The sequence below is a fragment of the Microbacterium petrolearium genome (genome assembly GCF_054782875.1).
The window spans coordinates 25,269-44,882 of the sequence record NZ_BAAGRQ010000017.1 but is presented as its reverse complement, the minus strand read 5'-3'; the positions used below and the strand labels follow the sequence as shown (position 1 = coordinate 44,882).

Sequence of the window (19,614 nt, the reverse complement as noted above, 5' to 3'; positions counted from 1 at the left end):
CCGGCTGCACTCCACCCTCGGCTACCGCACCCCCGCCGAGACCCGGGCCGCCTACTACGCCCAGACCGCAACCGCGGCCTGAAATCCACAAAGAGATCGTCTACGAAGCTTGACACAGCCCAGACCACCGCATGCAGCGAGTTCGCCGTCACCGACACCGCGGCACCGCCGACCAGCAACGCCCACGGATACCACGCCGCTCGCTCACCGGCGAGGGCAACGACGGCCACCGTGGAGACCACGATTACGCCGTCGACGATCAGCGGCCACGCCCACGCCTGCCCGGCCCCGATCCCGGAGCGGCGGGCAAGGTCGGCCAGGGACGTGAACGACAACCAGAACGCGCCGGCAGCGATGAACACCGTCCCGGCGACCGAGGTGATGACCGCCCACCGGCGGCCGCGTAGCTCCTTCATGACAGCCCCCGCGTGGCGGGCGCCCGCTGCTGCGCGTTCCCGCGAGCGAACTCGCCCGAAGCCGATGCGGCCGGACGGTCCCGGCGGGCTCCGGCGCCGACGCTGCGATAGGCGCTGTAGACGGTGCGGGTGATCTCCCGCTCCCCGAAATCGGATTGTGCGGCCGTCACCATCGCGTCCAGGGCATCCGTGAGCGGCACCCCGCCCTCGGACAACCGGCACGAGGCCCAGAAGAGTTTGAGGTTGCGGTCTGTGGCCTGCCGCCCCAGCCACGTCGCCAGCCGCTCCGCATCCTCGCGCCGCACTGGCCCACCGAGGCGCGGCCGAGGCGCGGGCCGAGGATCAAGGAAGTCTCGCAGCCGGCCCGCATCTATCGGCCAGGCCGCACCGGCCGCGAGCTGCTCGACCCGGTACGGCGTGCGCAGGCCGTCGAGCCGTAGCAGCGAGGGCGGGGCGATGATGTAGCCGCCGTCCCCGCGACAGTCGATGCCGACCTTCCCGGCCTGCCAGGACCGTTGAGCCTGGTTCGGGTCGGCCGGGAAGTAGGCGTGCTGGCCGCCGGTGGGCGTGCGCACGACCGCCAACGGCTCGGGGATCAGCCCGACCCGCGCCGCCCGCGCATAGGCGGCATACCCGTTGACGCCATGCACATCCACGTCGATCACGACCAGCCCCGAGACGGCGCCGGTCGGGATGCCGATGTTCGCAGTCGGCCGCGACCGCCACCACCCCTCAACCCGGTCCAGGTCGACGCTGGCCTCGTGGAACCCGCGCTCCGGGATCGGCCGCTTCCCGCCCGGCGCGCACGGGAACACCGGCACCCCGGCCCGCGCCAGCTCACCCGCCGCGACCGGCAGCGGCGCCCCGTCGAGCCGGCCGAACACGGCGGCAGCCATCACGGCGGTGACCATCACAGGCCCCGTCCCGCAGTGACCGGCGCGGTGGACGTCTCCCGTTCCGGCAGCGGCTCGACCCGGCGCGGCGCCCGCTGTGGGGTCTCCTGAGACTGCGACGTGTGCTCCGGGTCGTCGACCCGCAGGGACAGCGGGTTGCCGTTGCCGAGCTGGGGCGTGTCGAGCTTGTCGAGAACGTCGAAGGCGGTGCTGCGCACCTGCTCGCCCGTGGCCCGCACGACCGCCACAGGGTCTTTCCCGTCGACGTTGGCCGCCCATCCGGCGACATACGGGATCGTGTAGTCGCTGGTGTCCATCCCGTGCGCGGCGGCGATCATCAGCGCCACCGACTCGGCCCGCACCTCGCTGATCCCGCGGTGCTCGCGGGCCTCCTCCTGCTGGTTCGGGCCATCCAGCCGGACGTGCGCCAGCTCGTGCGCGAGGGTCTTGACCTGCGCGGCCGGCTCCATGTCCGCGCAGACCATCACCTGACGGGTCTCGAAATCGGTGCAGCCGTTCGCGCCACGCTCCATGCGATCGCGCGGCATCCGCAACACCTCGAACCCCAGCAACTCCGCCTGCCCCGCCAGGCCCTCCCACAACCCAGCAGGGGCTTCGCCTTCCAGCAGCCTCGGACGCGGCAGCTCGGGAAGCGGGTCTCCATGCGTCCTCGACACGTCCCACACATAAGCCGGGACGACACTGACGATCCGGCGACGCACCACCTCGCCCGGCCGCGGCTTCTCCCAGGACCCCAACCGCCGCCACGACGCCGGATCGCGCGGGGTCGCCGATGCGAACCGCGCCTTGACCGGACCGCGAATCCGATAGCCGCCGTCCTTCTCCGGCCAGCGGCCCATCTTCTGCCAGTCGTTGTACCCGGCAACCCAGGTCGGCGTCGGTGTCGGCACCCGGCCCTGTTCGTAGGCTTCGAGATGCTGCGCCCAGATCAACAGCGTGTTGTTGAACGAGCGGGTCCGGAACCTCGCGGCGAACTCGATCGCACGCCGCCAGTCATCGCCCGACACCAGTTCCTCGACCGAACGCACGATGCGTTCTTCCAGCGCATCGAGCGTCACTTGCCGCGCCGCCTGCTTGTCCTCGTTCGCAGCCATCGCCTGACCTCCCTCCGCCAGGGCCACTCCGAGTGGGAGCAACCGTGCGACCGCGAGGTACGCCGGGCGGATCAGGAAGACAAGACGGACGACGGAACAAGACTGGCGACCGTCAGCTCCGCGACGAACCCGACGAGTCTCTACCGGCCTACCGGATCGGAACTGGCCCTGGGGCCTGCGGCCACCGATCCCGCGGCTATCACCCGGACAGATGCGTCCTTCACCCGGCCACTTGCGTGGACGTCACCCGATGCATCGTCCGGTAGTCGCTGGGAGTAAGGCCGACGCCGCGGCGGAACTGGCGAGCGGCGAAGTCAGGATCGCTCCAGCCCACCTCCTGAGCGATCGCCGCAACAGAGCGGGACGTCGTGCGTAGAAGATGCGCCATCCGCTCGGCTCGCTGCATGGTCAGGTAAGCGATCGGTGACTTCCCGTACGCCTCAACGAAGATGCGGTTGACCTGTGACTTCGACAGATGTACTTCATCTGCCAAGTCCGACACGGACCAACGCCGCGCCGGGTCCGTCCGTAAGAGTTCAGCGACCTTGCGCGCTTCTGTGCGCAATGGCGCAAACCGACGAACACGAGGTAGGGAGGGTATCGCGGTCGCGCGCTGCGTCGGGGATGTACGGATCGGTGAGGTCTTGACAAAGGGAGTCACGACATGAGCGATGCTGAACCACAATGCCTGCATTCGATTGAAGTTCTCCGCGAATCGGCCATCGATACTGAGAGCAACCAGCTCATCGAGACGCGGCATCAGCATACCCGCTCGATCTTCGCCGATATGAAGTACCTGCGCAGGCTCGGCATACATAGTCTCGGCAAAGCACTGCGCGTCGAGGCGGTCCCGTAATATGCCGACGTGTTGCCAGAAAATCTGGTCAATCAAGTAGTCGGTGTCGAGATAGACCGTCGTCACAGTTGCACGACCCTCGGGCTCACCCCCAAGCAGTGTGTTGGCCCCCAGGAGAATCACGTCCCCAAACTTGACCAGCTTCTGCTTGAACTCGCTAAACAGGATAGCGCTTCCATCGCGAACGACGATGACCTGAACGCAGTGGTAGGCCAACGGCCCGACCGGCTGGACGATGATGCGGTTCCGGGCGAGGATGGGTGCGAAACCGCGGAGACTGCAGGACTCGTGTTGGTTCGACGCCGCGACCGATTCGGGCTCATCAACCGCATTCCTGGGATGGGATTCCTGACCACCTCTTTCGCGGGCACCAGACGGACCGCGCTGAGGACTGCGCGACGGGCGGGTCTCGACAATCCCGCGACTAATCGACCGGTTCGAGCCCAACGAACTTCATCCGGTCCTCGCCGTAGAAGCATGTCTGCAAGGCGAATGAACCGTCGAGGCCAAGTAGGTCATCGGTGGTCGCCCAGGTCTTTGGCGTGTGGCGGATATCAACCACTTGATACACCTGATCGCTACCCTCGACCTGCACCAGTTGGCCTATCTCCCAGGGGAGCAGGACGTCGCCTTGACAATTGTTGTGAGCTGCCCATACCGGCGGAACGCCCTCCCGCTCGTAGGAACTCATCTCCGTGAACGTTCCGTCGCAGCCGTCTAGTTCGTGCACGCCACCCGTGGCGCCCAAGTCCACGGTGGGCAGGTCTCCGAACGCGTCCTCCCGCGCGGCATGGATGCTTCCCGTGACCGCCGTCTTCACCGTCCCGTACACATACTCGACCCGCTCCGGCGCGGCGAGAAGGCCTACCAGCAGCGCCCCGCCAGCGAGGACGAGGACCGTCCCCGCCGCCGCGCTGAGGAACCCATGCCAGCGCCGCGGCGGTGGCTTACTCCGTCCGACTGTCTCCCGCATGCTCCGAACCCCGTTCCGCACGTTGACCAACCTCATGTTCGACTATCCATGATAGTTACTATCTAGCATAGTCGTATGGTTCAGCCTGTCTTCGCCGGCCGCCGTGGGGTAGCCGTCTCCCGCCCGGTTCGTGACCTCTGCGGCCCACGCGGTCCGAGAGGAGTGGGCTGCGCGAGGAGCGATCGGCGGGCGCTGCACAACCGTCCGGAGAGTCCGCTTGCCTCTGTCGCGGAGACCTCGTTCGCGACGCTGCGATGACAAGGTTGAGATCGCGATACCCCCGGGGGTATAGTGGAGTCATGGGCGCGACCGAGATCAGGCGAGAGAACCCGACCCGGGTGGTCGAGGAGAGCTCGGTGCCGATCCTGGGCTTTTGGGCCGACCACCCACTCGACGACGTTCCTGACAGTCAGAGGAGTTTCGCCTATGTCTGACCGACAGCTCACCTGCGCCCCGGCATGCCGCGCCGGCGTATGGGGGCGGCTGAGCCGTGGAGCCGTCGCCCTGATCGTCGGCGCGTTCGGTGCATCCATGCTGTCGACGGACCCGGCGATCGCGGTAGCCGCCGGCGTGATGGCCACCGTCATCGCGGTCATGGCGGTCACAGGAATATGCCCGACGAGCTGGCTCACCACTCGTCGGCAGCCTCAGACGCCGCAGCACACACTCGACATCCCCGATGCCCGGCAGCACGTCGACCTGACGAGCGCCCCCGTCCCGAACAGGAGTTCTCATGTCCACGAGTGACCCCGACGCCCAGCGCCGCATCCTCAACCGGCTCCGCCGCGCCCGCGGCCAGCTCAACGCCGTCATTGACGCGGTCGAAGGCGGCGGGTCGTGCCGGGAGGTGGTGACCCAGCTCGCGGCGGTCTCCTCGGCGCTTGACCGTGCCGGGTTCGCGATCATCTCCACCGCGATGAAGGACTGCATCGCCGACCCCGACGGCACCAACCGTGCCGACGACATCACCACCGAGGAGCTGGAGAAGCTGTTCCTCACGCTCGCCTGAACGAGCGATCCTCACGACCAACCGACAGACAGCCCTCGAAGGAAGAAGCAATCCATGTGCCGAGCTGTGACCTGTAAGACCTGCGGCAAGACCACCTGGGCCGGCTGCGGCCAGCACATCGCCGAGGTCAAGCGCACCGTGCCGGCGGGCCAGTGGTGCCCCGGACACGACAAGGAGAAGGAGAAGGCAGCCGCGACGAGCGGGTTCTTCGCCCGCCTGTTCGGACGATGACAGGCGCCACGCGCCACGACTCGCCCTCTCAGAATCCTCAGGAGTTCTGGGAGGGCCGCTACCGGGACGCCGAGCGCGTGTGGTCGGGCCGCCCCGAACCCTAGCCTGGTCAACGCTGTGCAGCACTTGGCTCCGGGGAAAGCGCTGGATCTGGGGTGCGGGGAGGGCGCCGATGCGATCTGGCTCGCCACCCAGGGCTGGCTCGTCACCGGCGTGGACATCTCCGCCACCGCTATCGCCCGCGCACGCCGCGAGGCTCAGCGTCAACAGGCCAGCGCGGCCACCCGGTTCGTCACTGCCGACCTGGCACGGTGGGAGCCGGACGACGGCCCCTACGATCTGATGACCGCCAGCTTCCTGCACTCGCCTGTCCCGCTCCCGCGCATCGCGATCCTGCAACGCGCAGCCACCACGGTGCGCGCCGGCGGTCACCTCGTGGTCCTCTCCCACGCCGCACTCCCACCCTGGGTCGACGCCGCGGATCATCCCGCGCACAGCTTTCCCAGCCCGGCACGACAGTTCGTGGAGCTGAACCTCAACGAGCACGACTGGCTCGTCCTGAGCATCCAGACGCACACCCGACACGCCACCGCCCCTTCCGGCGAGGCCGCCGAGCTGACCGACGGGGTACTTCTCCTCCAGCGCCGGTGACCGGCTCGTCCCGGCGCGGCGGACCCGCTGTGGGGCGGCTTAGCCGCGGGACATCGCGGTCTGGACGATGGCTTCAGCGTGGTCGAGTCAAGCAGCGGCAGTCCCGGCACGTCGTCGGGGCCGACCAAGAGGATGATCTCGGTGCATCCGAGCACGATCGCCTCGGCCCCGGCCGCGTGGAGGTCTGTCATGACCCGGATGTAGGTCTCCCGAGACTCAGGCCGGAACACGTGTCTGGTCAGCTCGTCGAAGATGATCTGATCGACCGTGGTCCGGTCGACGGGCTCCGGGGGCAGCACAGTGAAGCCCGCTCGCTCGAGTCTTCTCCGGTAGAAGTCCTGTTCCATCGTCGGCGCGGTGCCGAGCAGTCCCAGCCGGGTCACCCCGATGCGATGTCGGTCGCTGTGGTCGCGACCACATCGGCGATGTGCAGGAATGGGACGGTGATCGCCGCCTCGATGACGGGCGCGACTCGGTGCATCGTGTTGCTCCCGCAGGCGATGAAGTCCGCTCCCGCCCGCTGCAGGCCCCGGGCTTTGCCTGCCAGATACTGTCCGGCCTCATCCCAGGCTTTCTGGTCCGGTCAGATGCGGATGTAGGCGGCGCCGGCCAGTTGCGCATGGACGATCGCGGTGACCGCGGAGGGGACCGTGCCGACCTCGGGTCGCAACTCGCCGGGGTCGATGCCGCGCCGTCCGAGCCCGACGCTGCACGCGGCCACCTCGGTGTGCTCGGGCACCTGGACGGCATCGGTGCCGGTCAGGCCGGCCAGTGCCGGGCCGTTGACGATCACCCGCACCCGCACTCCCAGGCCGGCGGCGTGGAGTCCGGCGGCGGCGTCCAGCGCCCGTTGCACGTCGGCGGGGTCGTCGGCCACGTGCAGGATCACCTCACGAGTGTTCTCATTCATTGTTTGGTGTTCTCTCTTGGTTTCCGGCAGGGTCAGATGGTGCAGCCGGTGAGGGCGGCCGAGACGTAGGGCAGATGGACGAGGGCAGCAAGGGCGGCCATGCCGACCAGGTATGCGGCGATCGCGACGGCGGGCAGGGCGCCTGCCAGCCCGGCGCTGGGGTGGACGAGGTGGCGGATGCGTTCGGGACCAGCGGCGTGCAAGGCGACAGGGCAGGAGTGCTGCGGCATGGCGGGGTGGGTGCGTTCGCCGAGCTTGACCAGGGCGCTGACCAGCGCCCTGGTTCCTGCGTGACGGCGGGCCTGGTCGTCCGCGGCGATCTCCAGGTAGTGCGGCAGCGCGTCGGCGACAGCGCGGATCAGCGGCACCCACCGTAGGTAGGCGGCGATGCTGTCCACTAGCGCGGTGATGAGGTGGTGGCGTTGGTGCAGGTGGGCGTGCTCGTGGGCCAGCACGGCGGCCAGCTCGCCCGGCCCCAGCGCGCGCACCGCGCCGGTGGAGAGCACGATCCCGCCGTGACGGTCGGGGAAGGTAAGCGCGAACGGGTGCTCGGCGTCGACCAGTGCCACCTCGTGCCCTTGAAGGAGCTGCCGCCGCGCGCCGTGCAGCAGCGTGCGGGCGGCGTCCCGGGAGCGAGAGCTGCGCCGAACCATCTGGCGGGCAAGACCTGCTCCCAGAGCAAGGGCCAGCGCCACCGGCAGGGCGAGCAGCAGCACCGCGGGGATCAGGGTTTCGGTGGTGTCGGCGGAGAACGGGTTCGCGGCGGTGAGGCACCGTTGGCAGACCTCGGCCGCGCGTTCGGGCAGCAGCGCGGGGCCGGCTCCGGCCCAGGCCAGCACCGGGCCGATCGCCAGCAGCGTGACCAGCCAGACCCCGATGCCGCCGGCGACGACCACGATCGCCAAGCGCGGGACGCGCACCAGGGCGGGGGCAGCGTGCCGCAGCAACCACGGCCCGAACACCGCCAATGCCACCAGTCCGGTGCACAGAGCCATCGTGAGGATGCCCGCGGTCATGGCATGTCTCCCCGGTCGCGGCGTTCCAGGTAGTCTCGCAGCAGGTCCAGGTCGTTCTCGGGCATCGAGTCCACGAACTGCAGGATCGAGGCGGCCCGGTCGCGGCTAGCCTCCAGCACCTGCTCCATCAGCCCCGCGGCGTGCTCGTGCCTGGTGATCTTGGCGCCGTACCGGGTGGACCGGTTCTGCCTCGTGATGGTCACCAGGCGCTTGCGATCCAGGTTGGTGAGCACGGTCGCGATGGTGGTGTAGGCGGGGTCGGAGGGCAGGCGCTCGATCACTTCGCGCACGGTAGCCGGGCCGTGGTCCCACAGCACGTCCATCACCTGCGCTTCCAACGCCCCCAGGCGCAGCAGGTCGCCGGAGCGCCCATCGGCGGCCTTCATCGCACAGCCGCCACCGGCTCGGGGCGGACCGGGCAAGCGACCTGCCCGCGTAGTCGCCACACCAGTGCGACGCCGGTCAGGATCAGCGCGCCGAGCGCGAGGAACGGCTGCACGGGGGTGAACCAGGTGATCGCTCCCGAGTACCCCAGCGCCAGCAGCGCCAGCTTGTTGCACACCGGGCACCCCACCGCGAACCATGCCAGGATGCCGCCGGCCATTCCCATCCGGCTGCTGCGCCGCGCCTGCGCCTCATCGGCCGCGTCGGTGGCGGCGCCGTCCTCGCTGACCGCATTCGCCTGCTGCTCGTCCGCGGCGGCGCGGTACGGGCGGATATACGTAGCGACCAGCATGCCCGACAGCACCGAGGTGACCAGCCACACCGGATAGTTCCACCACACCGGCGGGATGTCTCGACCGAACAGCGGGTTGGGGATCAGCACCGTCGCCACCCCGATCACCACCGCGACAACCGCCGAGGCAGCGATCGCGGCCAGCACCTGCCTGCCCGTCCACCCTCGAAGCGCCTGGACCGCCAACCGGAAGCTTTCGCCGATGCCCTGGCGGGATCGAGTCGTGGGAGAGGTCATGGAACCCATTCTGACACGACTCGACTACCACGCATAGTCGACTATCTGAGATAGTAGAGGTCGGTGCCCGCGACAGTGACAGGAGAATCCCTATGCCCACCGAGACCACGAACCGCCCGAAACCGTCGAACCGTTCGAGGTCGTCATGGGTCGTGCCGGTCGCCGTGTTGACCCTGGCTGCTGTCCTGATCGCCGTGATCGTGGCGGTGAACTGGAGTGGCACGACGGCCGAGGAGGGGGGCTCGCCGTCGGATAGCGGCGCGCCGACGGAGGTGCAGAACCCCGAGCAACCGGACCTGTCTGCGGCCGAGACCAGGGACGAGGCGGACCTGCTCGCGGCCGGGCCCGTGGATGCGCCGGTGGTGCTGGTGGTGTTCTCGGACTATCAGTGCCCGTTCTGCGCGCGGTGGAGCGAGCAGACACTGCCGTCGATGATGGAGCACGTCGACGCCGGGGATCTGCGGATCGAGTGGCGCGACATCAACGTGTTCGGTCCCGCGTCCGAGCGCGCAGCGCGGGCCTCGTACGCCGCCGCCCTCCAGGGGGCGCTCTGGGAGTACCACGACGCCCTGTTCGAGGACGGGGAGCGCAGGTCCGAGAGCGAGCTGAGCGAGGAAGCCCTCGTCGCCTTGGCGGGCGAACTCGGTTTGGACACCGAGCAGTTCGCCGCCGACCTGGGCTCGGAGGAGACGGCGCAGGTGATCGCCGCCAACCAGCAGTTCGGGTTCGACCTCGGCGCCACCTCCACCCCGATCTTCATCCTGGGCGGACAGCCGATCGTCGGGGCGCAGCCCACCGAGGTGTTCCAGGAAGCGTTCCAGAGCGCGCTCGACGCGGCGGAGTGAGGCGGCGTGGACATCGGACTGCTCGCCGCGTTCGCCGGCGGCACGCTCGCGCTGCTGAGCCCGTGCGCGGCGCTGCTGATGCCGGCGTTCTTCGCCTCCACGATCGGCAGCGGGCCCCGGCTGCTGCTGCACGGAGCCGTGTTCTACGTCGGCCTGCTGACCGTCCTGGTCCCCGTGGGGGTCGGAGCCGGCGCCCTGGGGACGCTGTTCGTGACTCACCGGCAGGCGATCGTGCTCGTCGCCTCGCTGGTCCTGGTCGTCCTCGGCGCGGCGCAGGCGCTCGGGTTCGGGTTCGACCCTGCCCGGCTGCTACCGGCCGGGGCAGACCTGCACGCGCAAGCGGCGTCCAAGACCGGACTCGTCAAGACGGTGCTGCTGGGCGCTGCCAGCGGCATCGCGGGATTCTGCGCTGGCCCGATCCTGGGCGCCGTGCTCACCCTGGCCGCCGCCCGCGGCGACACCCTCGCCGCCGGCGTCATGCTCGCCGTGTACGGCGCGGGCATGGTGCTGCCGCTGCTGCTGATCGCCGCGCTCTGGCAGCGCCTGGGCGCCCGTGGACGCCGGTTCCTGCGCGGGCGATCGTTCACCGTGCTGGGCCGGGAGCTGCACACCACCTCGGTGGTCACCGGGCTGCTGATCGTGGGCGTCGGGGTGCTGTTCTGGACCACCAACGGCCTGGTCGGGGCTCCCGAACTGGTTCCGCTCGACGCCCAGGCCTGGCTCCAGGAGAACACCGCGATCCTGGCGAACCCGATCCTGGACATCCTCGCCGTCGTCCTCATCGCCGGGATCGTGCTCGTGCTCTGGGCCAGACGCCGCCGTACCCACGCTCGCGCTGACGCCCAGGCGGGCGAGCACCGCGCGGAACAGTCATGACGCCGCGCCGGCGACGCTCCAGCCTTGCCCTCGCCGCCGTGGCCGCGCTGCTGGTGACCGGCTGCGGGGCATCCGAGCCCGAGCCCGTAAGAGACCCCTACTCGGTCGATGGGTCGCTACCCGTGGTGGACACCTCGGGCATGCGGCTGCCGACGCCGTTCGAGGAGCTGGAAGTCGTGGACCCCGGGTGGGACATCACTCCGCAGTACGCGGACGGGGTGTATCTGGCCGCCGGTGAACGCGACGGTGTGCTGGAGTTCACCGCCGTGGACGTCCACGGGGACGTGCTGTGGGCCGCGCAACGTCCAGCGAGCTGCACCGGGTTCGTCGTGACCACCGACGCGCACGGCCGAGCCCTCGCGATCCTGGGCGACCTCCAGACCACGGCCGACGCCCTGGCCGCGACGACTGCCACCGCCTACGACCTGACGACCGGGGAACGGGTCTGGGGTCCGGTCGAGGTGCCCGGCCCCTACCAAGGCCCCGGGCTGGTCTTCGCCGCACCTCCCGAAGGCTTCATGGGCGAGACCGGCCCACGCGTCGCGCTCGACCCCACCACCGGAGACGTCGCGGCCGACGAGTCGAGCCCCGAAGGTATCCGCATCATCGGCGAGTACCACGGCATCGTGCTGCTCACCCACGAGGACGCTCTGATCGCGCGCGACACGGCCGACGATCAGGAGCTCTGGCGCGTCCCCCTCGCCGAGCACGGCTGGACGGCGGCGTCCATCAGCGCGTCCCTGCGCCCTGCACCGGGAGACGGGCTCGCGCTCGTCGCCACCTCCGAGACCACCGGCGCGCTCCTCGACCTGGATCAGGGCAGCATCGTGAGCAGCACCGCCCGCGACGCCGCCGTAGACCCCACCACGGGGACCCTCGTCACCCTGGACGACACCGGCCTGCACGGCTATGACGCCGACGACCGACCACTGTGGTCCCTGCCTGTTGCTGCCGAGACCACCATCGCGGCGATCGGCGGCGTCTTCCTCTATCTGCGAGAGGACGGGGCGATCCGGGTCCACAACGTCCTCACCGGTGATGTCGCCCAAGCCTACGAACCCGACGGCCAAGGACCGATCATCGTGCCCACCCACATCACCATCAACGGCGCTGCACTCCTCCTCCAGGAACGACGGCACCTGGTGGCGACGATCGCTGAGTCCCCTCTGAACGAGTCCTCTCCGACGGCCAGCCACGCGGGCATGTCGATCGTGGGCGCTCGGGTCGCACACTCGACTTGAAATACCCCAGGGGGTATGAGACGGTAACAATACCCCCCAGGGTATCGATGGCATCGACGGAAGGATGAACAGTGCTTCTCGAACGCATCTACGACGAGGACCTGGCGCAGGCCGGGTACTTCATCGGCTGCCAGGCCAAGGGCGAGGCGGTGGTGATCGACGCGCGCCGCGACATCGCGGACTACCTGGCGCTCGCGGCCAAGCACGGCATGCGGATCGTCGCAGTGACCGAGACCCACATCCACGCTGACTACCTGTCCGGGACCCGCGAGCTGGCTGCGGCGGTCGGCGCCGAGGTCTACGTCTCCGGCGAGGGCGGCGCGGACTGGCAGTACGGGTTCGACGCCCGGCGTCTGTACGACCGCGACACGATCACGATCGGCAACATCACGATCCAGGCCCGGCACACGCCTGGTCACACTCCTGAGCACCTGGTGTTCCTGGTCACCGACGGCGCCTTCGCCAGCGAGCCCGGCTACCTCATCTCCGGCGACTTCGTGTTCGCCGGGGACCTGGGCCGCCCCGACCTGCTGGACGAGGCCGCGGGCGGGGTCGACACCCGCTTCGAGGGCGCGCGGCAACTGTTCACCAGCTTGCGTGAGGTGTTCCTGACCTTGCCGGATCACGTCCAGGTCCACCCGGGGCACGGCTCCGGCAGTGCGTGCGGCAAGGCGCTCGGCGCGCTGCCCTCGACCACGGTCGGCTACGAACGCGCGAACGCCTGGTGGTCGCGCCACCTGGCTGCCGACGACGAGCAGGGGTTCATCGAGGAGCTGCTCGACGGGCAGCCCGACGCGCACGCCTACTTCGCGAGGATGAAGAAGCAGAACCGCGAGGGTCCCGCCGTGCTGGGCGAGCGCGGCCCGGTGCCCGAGCTGGCCGTAGCGGAGGTGGCGCGGCGGCTGGAGGCCGACGAGATCACCTTCGTCGACACCCGCCCGCCGGCGCAGGCCCATCAGGGCACCGTTGCCGGCTCGCTCAACATCCCCGACGGCTCCAAGACCGCCACCTATGCCGCCTGGGCCTACGATCCCGAGGCCGACTCGCGTCCGCTGGTGCTGCTGGCCGAGGACCAGACCGCCGCCCAGGCGATCGCGGATCGGCTGCTGCGGGTCGGCATCGACCAGACCGCCGGCTACGTCACCACCATCGACGGGCTTCCCCGGTTCGTCCCGCCCCTCATCGAGCCGGCAGAGCTGGCAGGTTTCGATGCCGCGCTGCTGCTGGACGTGCGCCAGCGCGGCGAGTACGCCGCCGGGCACATCCCCGGCGCCACACAGCTCAGCGCCGCACGCGTCCTCTGGCACCAAGACGAGCTGCCGCGCTCCGGCACGATCGTGACCTATTGCCAGTCCGGGATGCGGAACACCGTCGCCGCGAGTGCCCTACGACGCGCCGGGCACGCCGTCGTCGAGCTCGACGGCAGCTATAACGCCTGGCGCGCATGGCAGGAGACCACCAGCGAGACCGCGCTGGCCTGACGCACAGCAGAACGATCGCATCCTCCGACGGGCGGTCGGCCCCAGCCCCTTCCATTCGCATCTCCGCTGCCCGCGGCCAGACCTGACGAGGAACCACCCCATGACCGATCCCTCCGCCGAGCTCCGAACGCTCACCGCCGAGGAGCTCGCCCAGTGGCGTCAGCTCCACGACGACCTCACGATCATCGACGTGCGGTCCCCGGCCGAGTTCGAGACCCTCCACATTCACGGCTCGTACAACGTCCCGCTGCCGCTGCTGACCGAACACGCCTCGGATCTGGCAGAGCGGCTCGGGCACCGCGCGGTACTCGTGTGCCAGTCCGGCAACCGCGCCACCCAGGCCCAGCAGCATCTCGCTGCCGCCGGCGTGCGGACGGCCAACGTGCTCACCGGCGGCGTGCCCGCCTTCGAGGCCGCTGGCGGCCAGGTGGTCCGCAGCGCAGCTCGCTGGGACATCGAGCGCCAGGGTGCGGTTCACGGCCGGGCTGATCGTCCTGGTGAGCCTGCTCGTGGCCGAGTTCCTCTGGCCGGAGTCCCGGTTCATCGCGTTCGCGCTCAGCGCCGGGCTCGTCGTCGCGGCGCTCACCGGCTCCTGCCTGATGGGCCGCATCCTCTCCCGCATGCCCTGGAACAAGGTCACGGCCAGCCCCACCGCACGGAGCGCGATCGCATCCATCCCGGTCGCGACCCAGGAACTGTGATGCCCTGGCGTGCTCCGACGTTCCGACGGCGTTCAACTGCAACGACCCCGCATCTAGGACCGGCATCGGCACGGTCGGCGTCACGACCCGCAGCACCAACCACGATGCCCGGTGAGCACGAGTGAGCGGCACCCTGATCCTCACCCTCGTGCTCGCCGTGGGTGTCGGGCTCGCGCTAGGGACGCTCGGCGGTGGCGGGTCGATCCTGACCGTCCCGCTGCTCACCTACATCGCGGGCATGCCCCCGAAAGAGGCCATCGCGGCCTCGCTGCTGATCGTCGGCGTGACCTCGTTGTCCAGCCTCGTCGTGCACGCCCGGCACCGTCGAGTCCGATGGCGCACCGGGCTCATCTTCGGAGCCGCTGGCATGGTGGGCGCCTTCGCCGGAGGACTCATCGGAGGCCAGCTCCCCGGTGCCGTGCTGATGGTGGCCTTCGCGATCATGATGATCGCCACCGCGATCGCGATGGTCACCAGAAAGCCCAGGCGCGACACCGACCAACCCACGGCCGATGCCGGGACCGAGCGCGCCCACTCGCTGCCGATGCTGCGGACCATGCTCGAAGGCATCGTCGTCGGCCTCATCACCGGGATCGTCGGCGCCGGCGGCGGCTTCCTCGTCGTCCCCGCCCTCGTGCTGCTGGGCGGCCTCAGCATGCCGGTGGCCGTGGGCACCTCACTGCTGGTGATCGCGATGAAGTCCTTCGCCGGACTCGCCGGCTACCTGACCACGGTGACCCTCGACTGGCCCCTGGTGGCCGCGGTCACTGCGATGGCCGTGCTCGGAGCGCTCCTCGGTGCGCGCCTGTCAGGACGCATACCAGCCGACGCCCTCCAGAAGGTCTTCGGCGTCTTCGTCCTGCTCACCGGAACGCTCGTGCTCGTGATCGAGCTGCCGCCGGCCTGGGCGATCGCCGCCGGAGGCCTCGGACTCATCACGGTGGTCCTCGTCCTCGTCTGCCGGCTGACCGCTCTCAACTGTCCCTTCGGCCTAGCCCGGCCGACCCCGGGCTGAACCACTTCACCTCACAACACACCGTCGCCGACCAGACTCCGGAGCCCCACCCTCATGACAACCATCGACCTCACCGAAGACGCATTCTCAGCCGCCATCACCGACCATCCCATCGTGCTGGTCGACTTCTGGGCCGCCTGGTGCGGACCATGCCGCAGCTTCGCCCCCGTCTTCGAGGCCGCGTCCACCGAGCATCCCGACATCCTGTTCGCCAAGGTCGACACCGAGGCCCAGGCATCCCTGGCCGCCGCCGCACAGATCACCTCCATCCCCACGCTGATGGGCTTCAAAGACGGCGTCCTGGTCTACTCCCAGCCCGGAGCGCTCCCGGCCAAAGCGCTCCACGACCTGATCGGCAAAATCCGCGACCTCGACATGGACCACGTGCGCGCGCAAATGCAGGCGTCCGACCCTCGCTAGAACAGGGAGCGCATCATTTCCGGGCTCAGAGTCGAGACATCGGCCGACACGCGGACGCGGGCGTCCGAGACTGCGCCCTTGCCGCTATGGGCCGCGATGCCAGTCGCCGGCGTGGCCGGGCTCGCGATGGATGCGGCGTTCCCCGCACTCGGGTGGTGGCCGCTGGCGTTCGTCTCGGTGACGTTGTCCCTGGTCACTCTCATCGGGCGACGGTCCTGGGGGGCGCTGCTGGTCGGGACAGTCTTCGGCGCAGCGTTCTGGTTTCCTCACGTGTCCTGGTCGGCGCAGTTTCTCGGGGAGCATCCGCTGAGCTGGGTCCCGTGGGTGGCCCTGGCTGGCGCGCTGACGATCTACACGGCTGTGCTGACGGTGCCGATCGCCCTCGCCTACCGATGGCTGCCGCGCCGGCGCAACGCCTTCGCGATGCGGCTGCTGGCGCTGCCGCTGCTGGTAGCGGGAGCCTGGACGATCCGCGAACTCATCATGGGCTCCTGGCCCTACGGCGGATTCCCGTGGGGACGGGTGGCGATGAGCCAATCGGAAAGCCCGATCGCTCCGGTCGCGTCATGGGTCGGCGTCTCCGGCCTGGGCTTCCTGATGGTCGCCGTGTGCGCCGCCGCGATCGAAGCAGTCCGTTGGATCGTGCGCGCGCAACCGGCACGCGGTAACGCCACCGAGCACCCGAGAACACCTCTCGCCTCGTGGGCGGCGTCGATCCCCGTGCTCGGTCTCGCAGCGGTGATGGTCCTGGTGCCGCAGTTCCCGACCAGTCACGCGGGCACCATCCGGGTGGGCGCTGTGCAGGGCAACGGCCCCGCCGCGTACGTCGATGAGCACGAACCGGGCGCGGTCCTGGAATCTCAGCTCGCCGCTTCCGCCCCTCTCGAAGACGAACAGGTCGACATCGTGCTCTGGCCCGAGGGCGGCGTCGACAGTGATCCCCTCGCCGACGAGGCCACCGCTCACGCGCTCGACGATGCAGCCGCCCGATACGACGCCCCGATCCTGCTCAACGCCGCCGCGGCAGACGGCCACCTCGTCTACAACACTTCCGTCCTCTGGACCTCGAACGGGCCGACGGCCGCGCACGCCAAACGCCATCCCGTCCCCTTCGGCGAGTACGTGCCCGACCGGTGGTTCTACGGCGCGCTCGTGCCCAGCCTGGTAGACCTCCTAGAACGCGAGTACGCCGCCGGCGTCGACACACCCGCCATCGAGGTCGACGGCGTAGAGGTGGGACTGGCGATCTGCTTCGACGTGGCCTTCGATGACGTCATTCACGAAGGCGCGCACAGCGGTGCCCAGGTGCTCATGTTCCAGACGAACAACGCCGACTTTCGCGACACCGATGAACACCTGCAACAGCTTGCGTTCGCGCGCATGCGCGCCATCGAGACCGGCCGCAGCGTCGTCAACCTCTCCACCACCGGCACCAGCCAGGTACTCGCCCCGAACGGCGCCACGCTGGCCGCACTAGCCGCGGACGAACCCGGACTCATGATCGCCGACCTTGAGCTCCGGGACGGGCTCACCGCCGCCGTCATGTTGGCGCAGTCGATCAACACGCTGATCGTCTCAGGCACTCTCGCCGGCTTTCTCGTCCTCGCCTTCCTCCTCCTGCGAGACCGTGCATCCTCGCGACACCATCGGGTGCTGGACTCCAGCCAACGAAGCAGCATCGGCCTGCACGAGTGCGCCGACGCGCATCGCCGAGAGCGCTTGTAGCGGAAGAACGCCGTTGCCGAGCGCAGCGATCTGCTGATTAGCCGTGAGTTGATGGATCGGATCAGTGATCCAACCACTGGGGAGACCCATCAACCACTCCACGAACTCGGGCGACGGCCGCGGTCCACTAGTCCTGTCTAGCAGCGCTGGCGCGATTCGTCCTGTCACATGCTCCCATCGGGCGATGGCGCGGGCGTAGCGTCCCCAGCGGCGAAGATGTCCTCGATCAGGAACCACAGCATCTCGGGTTCGCTGCTCTGATTCCAGTCCGGATCAACGTCGGCGAGCAGGTCCTGTCCGCGCTGCGCGCCAACGACGATCTGGACTGGGTCATCACGACCGAAGATGATGCGATCGACGGTACGAAGTCGGGTGCGTACTACGCCGCAATCGTGCTTCCGCAGTCCTTCAGCGCCGACATGATGACGTTCTACGTCGACGGTGCGGAGCACACCGACATCGCGCTCTACACCAATGAGAAGAAGAACGCGCTCGCTCCCAAGATCACCGAACAGGGTGCCGACGGTGTGTCCGCGCAGATCACCGAGACGTTCACCAAGACCCTCAGCGAGATCGCGCTCGGCTTGCTCTCCTCCCTCTCCGACTTCCTCACCGACGACGACACCCAGGCCGCACTGGCCCGGCTCCAAGCACGCGTGGCCAGCCTCACGACGCAGCTGCGTTCGAGTGCGCAGACCGCCGACATGTTCTCCGCCCTCTTCGACTCCAGCATCCCCGTGGTGAACAGTGCTTCCGGCCTCGTCGGCTCCGCTGGAGCCGCGTTCAGCGACGCCTCCGGCGCCGTCGGTAGCGGAAGCGATGCGGTCGACTCCCTCGGCTCCGCTCTGCGTACCGCCACCCAAGGAGTCTCCGACGCTTTGTCCGCGACGGCCAACAGCTACAACGCGGTCGGCGATCGCATCGACGACCTTTACGTGGACATGGATTCCCTCAGCGGCGATCGCGTGACGGTGCTCACTGACCTAGCGGCACGAGTCCAGGACCAGGTCGACCGCTACCGCACCATTCGCGACGCCCTTGACACCGAGGTTCGGCCCACACTGCCCGAGGCTGCCGAAGGCGCCCTCGATACCGTCATCGCCGCCCTCGACGACGCGATCGCGCGGCAGCAGGCTGTGCACGACAGTCTCGTCCAAGCTGCGCAGGACATCCAGGACGACAACGCCTCCGAGCAGCGCTCTCACCAGGAGATCCTCGCCACGATCGCCGATGCGAAGACCGCGGTACAGAACGCACAGAGCGCATACGCCGACGGACTGAAGCCGCAACTGGACCTTCTGTCTTCTACGCTCTCACGGCTCGACTCGGACATCTCCATCGTGTCCAACGACCTTGCCGACGTGTCCTCGAGCCTGTCGGGTTCATCGGACTCCGTGATGACCGCCATCGACCGGGGAAAGACCATCGCAGATGGGATCTCCACCTCACTGGGTGAACTGGCCGACCGGTTCGACGAGCTCGAGCAGGCGCTCGGAACCGCAACTGACACCGGTGATCTCAGTGAACTCCGCGACATCATCGGAGGCGATCCCGGCGTCCTCGCCACCTCACTGGGGGAACCCGTCCGGGTGGACCGCACCGCGGTGTTCCCGGTCGCCGGGTTCGGCGCCGCCATGGCACCGCTCTACACCATCCTCGCGCTCTGGGTCGGAGCATTGTTGATGACAGTCACTATCCGCGTCGACGTCAACCACAACACACTGTCGGGCACCTCCGAACTCACCACGACCCAAAAATACCTCGGACGATACGGCATCTTCGGACTCGTCGGCCTTGCCCAGAGCACACTGCTCACCCTCGGGCTCATCCTCTTTGTCCGGATCGAGCCCGCTCACCCGCTGCTCATGATCCTCGCCGGATGGATCATCTCCCTCGTATTCACCCTCATCGTCTACACCGCGGTCGTCGCGTTCGGCAACGCCGGAAAGGCACTATGCGTGCTGCTGCTCGTCATCCAGATCTCCGGATCTGGCGGCGCCTACCCCCTTCAGCTCCTGCCCGACTGGTTCCAGAACATCAGCCCATTCCTGCCCGCCACCTACGCGATTCAGGCGCTGCGGTCGGCGATCGGCGGCGTCTACGCAGCGGACTTCTGGATCTCTCTTCTCCTGCTCGCTCTCTTCATCGTCCCGGCCCTCCTGCTCGGCCTGGTGCTGCGGCGCCCCCTCATCGCGTACAACCGCGGCATGTCAGAGGCGCTTGAATCCACCAAGCTCATGTAAGCGCCCGCGAAAGGTGATCATGTC

General features: G+C 68.8%; 24 protein-coding genes and 3 pseudogenes. 15 read left to right on the top strand and 12 right to left on the bottom strand.

Going from position 1 to position 19,614, the window contains the following annotated elements:
- From ACYVJ0_RS12055 to ACYVJ0_RS12035, 5 genes are all read right to left on the bottom strand, one after another.
- A partial coding sequence (locus ACYVJ0_RS12055) for a DUF2637 domain-containing protein (RefSeq protein ID WP_460818042.1) occupies positions 1-416 on the bottom strand: 416 nt, incomplete at its 3' end.
- Complete coding sequence (locus tag ACYVJ0_RS12050) at positions 413-1,327, bottom strand: bifunctional DNA primase/polymerase (RefSeq protein WP_460818040.1); 915 nt, start codon at positions 1,325-1,327, stop codon at positions 413-415. The genes ACYVJ0_RS12050 and ACYVJ0_RS12055, both read right to left, overlap by 4 nt.
- On the bottom strand, positions 1,327-2,424 hold the full coding sequence (locus tag ACYVJ0_RS12045; protein ID WP_460818038.1) for an ArdC-like ssDNA-binding domain-containing protein: 1,098 nt from the start codon (positions 2,422-2,424) through the stop codon (positions 1,327-1,329). The genes ACYVJ0_RS12050 and ACYVJ0_RS12045 overlap by 1 nt, the downstream gene beginning before the upstream one ends.
- 220 nt (positions 2,425-2,644) lie before the next feature.
- On the bottom strand, positions 2,645-3,346 hold the full coding sequence (locus ACYVJ0_RS12040; protein ID WP_460818036.1) for a helix-turn-helix domain-containing protein: 702 nt from the start codon (positions 3,344-3,346) through the stop codon (positions 2,645-2,647).
- 358 nt (positions 3,347-3,704) lie between these two features.
- Complete coding sequence (locus ACYVJ0_RS12035) at positions 3,705-4,289, bottom strand: hypothetical protein (protein WP_102209899.1); 585 nt, start codon at positions 4,287-4,289, stop codon at positions 3,705-3,707.
- Positions 4,290-4,552: 263 nt separating this feature from the next.
- On the opposite strand from ACYVJ0_RS12035, the gene ACYVJ0_RS12030 reads away from it, so the two are divergent.
- From ACYVJ0_RS12030 to ACYVJ0_RS12010, 5 genes are all read left to right on the top strand, one after another.
- Positions 4,553-4,687 (top strand): hypothetical protein, encoded by a 135-nt coding sequence (locus tag ACYVJ0_RS12030; RefSeq protein WP_257996725.1) that lies wholly within the window; start codon positions 4,553-4,555, stop codon positions 4,685-4,687.
- Positions 4,680-5,000, top strand: coding sequence for a hypothetical protein (locus ACYVJ0_RS12025; protein ID WP_102209898.1), 321 nt, complete (start codon positions 4,680-4,682; stop codon positions 4,998-5,000). The genes ACYVJ0_RS12030 and ACYVJ0_RS12025 overlap by 8 nt, the downstream gene beginning before the upstream one ends.
- Entirely contained in the window at positions 4,987-5,262 is a 276-nt protein-coding gene (locus ACYVJ0_RS12020; RefSeq protein ID WP_026529653.1) for a metal-sensitive transcriptional regulator, read from the top strand. Before ACYVJ0_RS12025 ends, ACYVJ0_RS12020 begins: the two co-directional genes overlap by 14 nt.
- 66 nt (positions 5,263-5,328) lie before the next feature.
- Positions 5,329-5,493, top strand: a complete 165-nt coding sequence (locus tag ACYVJ0_RS12015; protein WP_169720974.1) for a hypothetical protein — start codon at positions 5,329-5,331, stop codon at positions 5,491-5,493.
- A 117-nt stretch (positions 5,494-5,610) separates the two neighbouring features.
- Positions 5,611-6,144 carry a class I SAM-dependent methyltransferase gene (locus ACYVJ0_RS12010; RefSeq protein ID WP_202976240.1) on the top strand — a complete coding sequence of 178 codons (534 nt, stop codon included), beginning with the start codon at positions 5,611-5,613 and terminating at the stop codon, positions 6,142-6,144.
- A 137-nt stretch (positions 6,145-6,281) separates the two neighbouring features.
- Here ACYVJ0_RS12010 and ACYVJ0_RS12005 read toward each other — a convergent pair.
- The 6 genes and pseudogenes from ACYVJ0_RS12005 to ACYVJ0_RS11980 all read right to left on the bottom strand — a co-directional run.
- Positions 6,282-6,491: pseudogene (locus ACYVJ0_RS12005) on the bottom strand (aspartate/glutamate racemase family protein); the annotation flags it as partial.
- 32 nt (positions 6,492-6,523) lie between these two features.
- Positions 6,524-6,709 (bottom strand): annotated as a pseudogene (locus ACYVJ0_RS12000) (aspartate/glutamate racemase family protein); the annotation flags it as partial.
- Between the two features lie 18 nt (positions 6,710-6,727).
- Positions 6,728-7,054 (bottom strand): DsrE family protein, encoded by a 327-nt coding sequence (locus ACYVJ0_RS11995; RefSeq protein ID WP_460818033.1) that lies wholly within the window; start codon positions 7,052-7,054, stop codon positions 6,728-6,730.
- A gap of 32 nt (positions 7,055-7,086) precedes the next feature.
- Positions 7,087-8,070 (bottom strand): M56 family metallopeptidase, encoded by a 984-nt coding sequence (locus ACYVJ0_RS11990; RefSeq protein WP_460818032.1) that lies wholly within the window; start codon positions 8,068-8,070, stop codon positions 7,087-7,089.
- Positions 8,067-8,456 carry a BlaI/MecI/CopY family transcriptional regulator gene (locus ACYVJ0_RS11985; RefSeq protein ID WP_460818031.1) on the bottom strand — a complete coding sequence of 130 codons (390 nt, stop codon included), beginning with the start codon at positions 8,454-8,456 and terminating at the stop codon, positions 8,067-8,069. The genes ACYVJ0_RS11990 and ACYVJ0_RS11985 overlap by 4 nt, the downstream gene beginning before the upstream one ends.
- Positions 8,453-9,043: a hypothetical protein gene (locus ACYVJ0_RS11980; RefSeq protein ID WP_051016936.1), complete on the bottom strand. Its 591-nt coding sequence runs from the start codon at positions 9,041-9,043 to the stop codon at positions 8,453-8,455. Before ACYVJ0_RS11980 ends, ACYVJ0_RS11985 begins: the two co-directional genes overlap by 4 nt.
- A 92-nt stretch (positions 9,044-9,135) precedes the next feature.
- Between ACYVJ0_RS11980 and ACYVJ0_RS11975 the strand changes: the two genes are divergently transcribed.
- From ACYVJ0_RS11975 to lnt, 9 genes and pseudogenes are all read left to right on the top strand, one after another.
- Positions 9,136-9,888, top strand: a complete 753-nt coding sequence (locus ACYVJ0_RS11975) for a DsbA family protein (RefSeq protein ID WP_102209896.1) — start codon at positions 9,136-9,138, stop codon at positions 9,886-9,888.
- 6 nt (positions 9,889-9,894) lie between these two features.
- Positions 9,895-10,764 carry a cytochrome c biogenesis CcdA family protein gene (locus ACYVJ0_RS11970; RefSeq protein ID WP_102209895.1) on the top strand — a complete coding sequence of 290 codons (870 nt, stop codon included), beginning with the start codon at positions 9,895-9,897 and terminating at the stop codon, positions 10,762-10,764.
- A 38-nt stretch (positions 10,765-10,802) separates the two neighbouring features.
- Positions 10,803-12,005, top strand: coding sequence for a hypothetical protein (locus ACYVJ0_RS11965; protein ID WP_179747790.1), 1,203 nt, complete (start codon positions 10,803-10,805; stop codon positions 12,003-12,005).
- A 71-nt stretch (positions 12,006-12,076) separates the two neighbouring features.
- A complete protein-coding gene (locus tag ACYVJ0_RS11960; RefSeq protein WP_036542718.1) occupies positions 12,077-13,486 on the top strand; it encodes an MBL fold metallo-hydrolase in 1,410 nt (469 codons plus the stop codon).
- Between the two features lie 100 nt (positions 13,487-13,586).
- A pseudogene (locus tag ACYVJ0_RS11955) lies at positions 13,587-13,841 on the top strand (rhodanese-like domain-containing protein); the annotation flags it as partial.
- A 112-nt stretch (positions 13,842-13,953) separates the two neighbouring features.
- Positions 13,954-14,187, top strand: a complete 234-nt coding sequence (locus ACYVJ0_RS11950; RefSeq protein ID WP_218871006.1) for a YgaP-like transmembrane domain — start codon at positions 13,954-13,956, stop codon at positions 14,185-14,187.
- 121 nt (positions 14,188-14,308) lie between these two features.
- Positions 14,309-15,202, top strand: coding sequence for a sulfite exporter TauE/SafE family protein (locus tag ACYVJ0_RS11945; RefSeq protein WP_036542721.1), 894 nt, complete (start codon positions 14,309-14,311; stop codon positions 15,200-15,202).
- 54 nt (positions 15,203-15,256) lie between these two features.
- Positions 15,257-15,622, top strand: coding sequence for a thioredoxin (gene trxA, locus ACYVJ0_RS11940; protein ID WP_036542724.1), 366 nt, complete (start codon positions 15,257-15,259; stop codon positions 15,620-15,622).
- A gap of 96 nt (positions 15,623-15,718) precedes the next feature.
- Entirely contained in the window at positions 15,719-17,347 is a 1,629-nt protein-coding gene (gene lnt / locus ACYVJ0_RS11935; protein ID WP_460818027.1) for an apolipoprotein N-acyltransferase, read from the top strand.
- A gap of 164 nt (positions 17,348-17,511) precedes the next feature.
- On the opposite strand, the gene ACYVJ0_RS11930 is transcribed toward lnt, so the two are convergent.
- Entirely contained in the window at positions 17,512-17,799 is a 288-nt protein-coding gene (locus tag ACYVJ0_RS11930) for a hypothetical protein (RefSeq protein WP_460818025.1), read from the bottom strand.
- Here ACYVJ0_RS11930 and ACYVJ0_RS11925 point away from each other — a divergent pair.
- A complete protein-coding gene (locus ACYVJ0_RS11925; protein WP_460818023.1) occupies positions 17,767-19,590 on the top strand; it encodes a YhgE/Pip family protein in 1,824 nt (607 codons plus the stop codon). The genes ACYVJ0_RS11930 and ACYVJ0_RS11925 overlap by 33 nt on opposite strands.
- Positions 19,591-19,614: the final 24 nt, after the last annotated feature.

Excerpts from the sequence above, each read along its gene's own strand:
- ACYVJ0_RS11995 (WP_460818033.1), bottom strand. The coding sequence starts at position 7,054 with ATGAATGAGAACACTCGTGAGGTGATCCTGCACGTGGCCGACGACCCC.
- ACYVJ0_RS12045 (WP_460818038.1), bottom strand. The coding sequence starts at position 2,424 with ATGGCTGCGAACGAGGACAAGCAGGCGGCGCGGCAAGTGACGCTCGAT.
- ACYVJ0_RS12050 (WP_460818040.1), bottom strand. The coding sequence starts at position 1,327 with ATGGTCACCGCCGTGATGGCTGCCGCCGTGTTCGGCCGGCTCGACGGG.
- ACYVJ0_RS12035 (WP_102209899.1), bottom strand. The coding sequence starts at position 4,289 with ATGAGGTTGGTCAACGTGCGGAACGGGGTTCGGAGCATGCGGGAGACA.
- ACYVJ0_RS12030 (WP_257996725.1), top strand. The coding sequence starts at position 4,553 with ATGGGCGCGACCGAGATCAGGCGAGAGAACCCGACCCGGGTGGTCGAG.
- ACYVJ0_RS11985 (WP_460818031.1), bottom strand. The coding sequence starts at position 8,456 with ATGAAGGCCGCCGATGGGCGCTCCGGCGACCTGCTGCGCCTGGGGGCG.
- ACYVJ0_RS11980 (WP_051016936.1), bottom strand. The coding sequence starts at position 9,043 with ATGACCTCTCCCACGACTCGATCCCGCCAGGGCATCGGCGAAAGCTTC.
- lnt (WP_460818027.1), top strand. The coding sequence starts at position 15,719 with ATGCCAGTCGCCGGCGTGGCCGGGCTCGCGATGGATGCGGCGTTCCCC.
- ACYVJ0_RS11925 (WP_460818023.1), top strand. The coding sequence starts at position 17,767 with ATGATGACGTTCTACGTCGACGGTGCGGAGCACACCGACATCGCGCTC.
- ACYVJ0_RS12020 (WP_026529653.1), top strand. The coding sequence starts at position 4,987 with ATGTCCACGAGTGACCCCGACGCCCAGCGCCGCATCCTCAACCGGCTC.
- ACYVJ0_RS12025 (WP_102209898.1), top strand. The coding sequence starts at position 4,680 with ATGTCTGACCGACAGCTCACCTGCGCCCCGGCATGCCGCGCCGGCGTA.
- ACYVJ0_RS11975 (WP_102209896.1), top strand. The coding sequence starts at position 9,136 with ATGCCCACCGAGACCACGAACCGCCCGAAACCGTCGAACCGTTCGAGG.
- trxA (WP_036542724.1), top strand. The coding sequence starts at position 15,257 with ATGACAACCATCGACCTCACCGAAGACGCATTCTCAGCCGCCATCACC.
- ACYVJ0_RS11990 (WP_460818032.1), bottom strand. The coding sequence starts at position 8,070 with ATGACCGCGGGCATCCTCACGATGGCTCTGTGCACCGGACTGGTGGCA.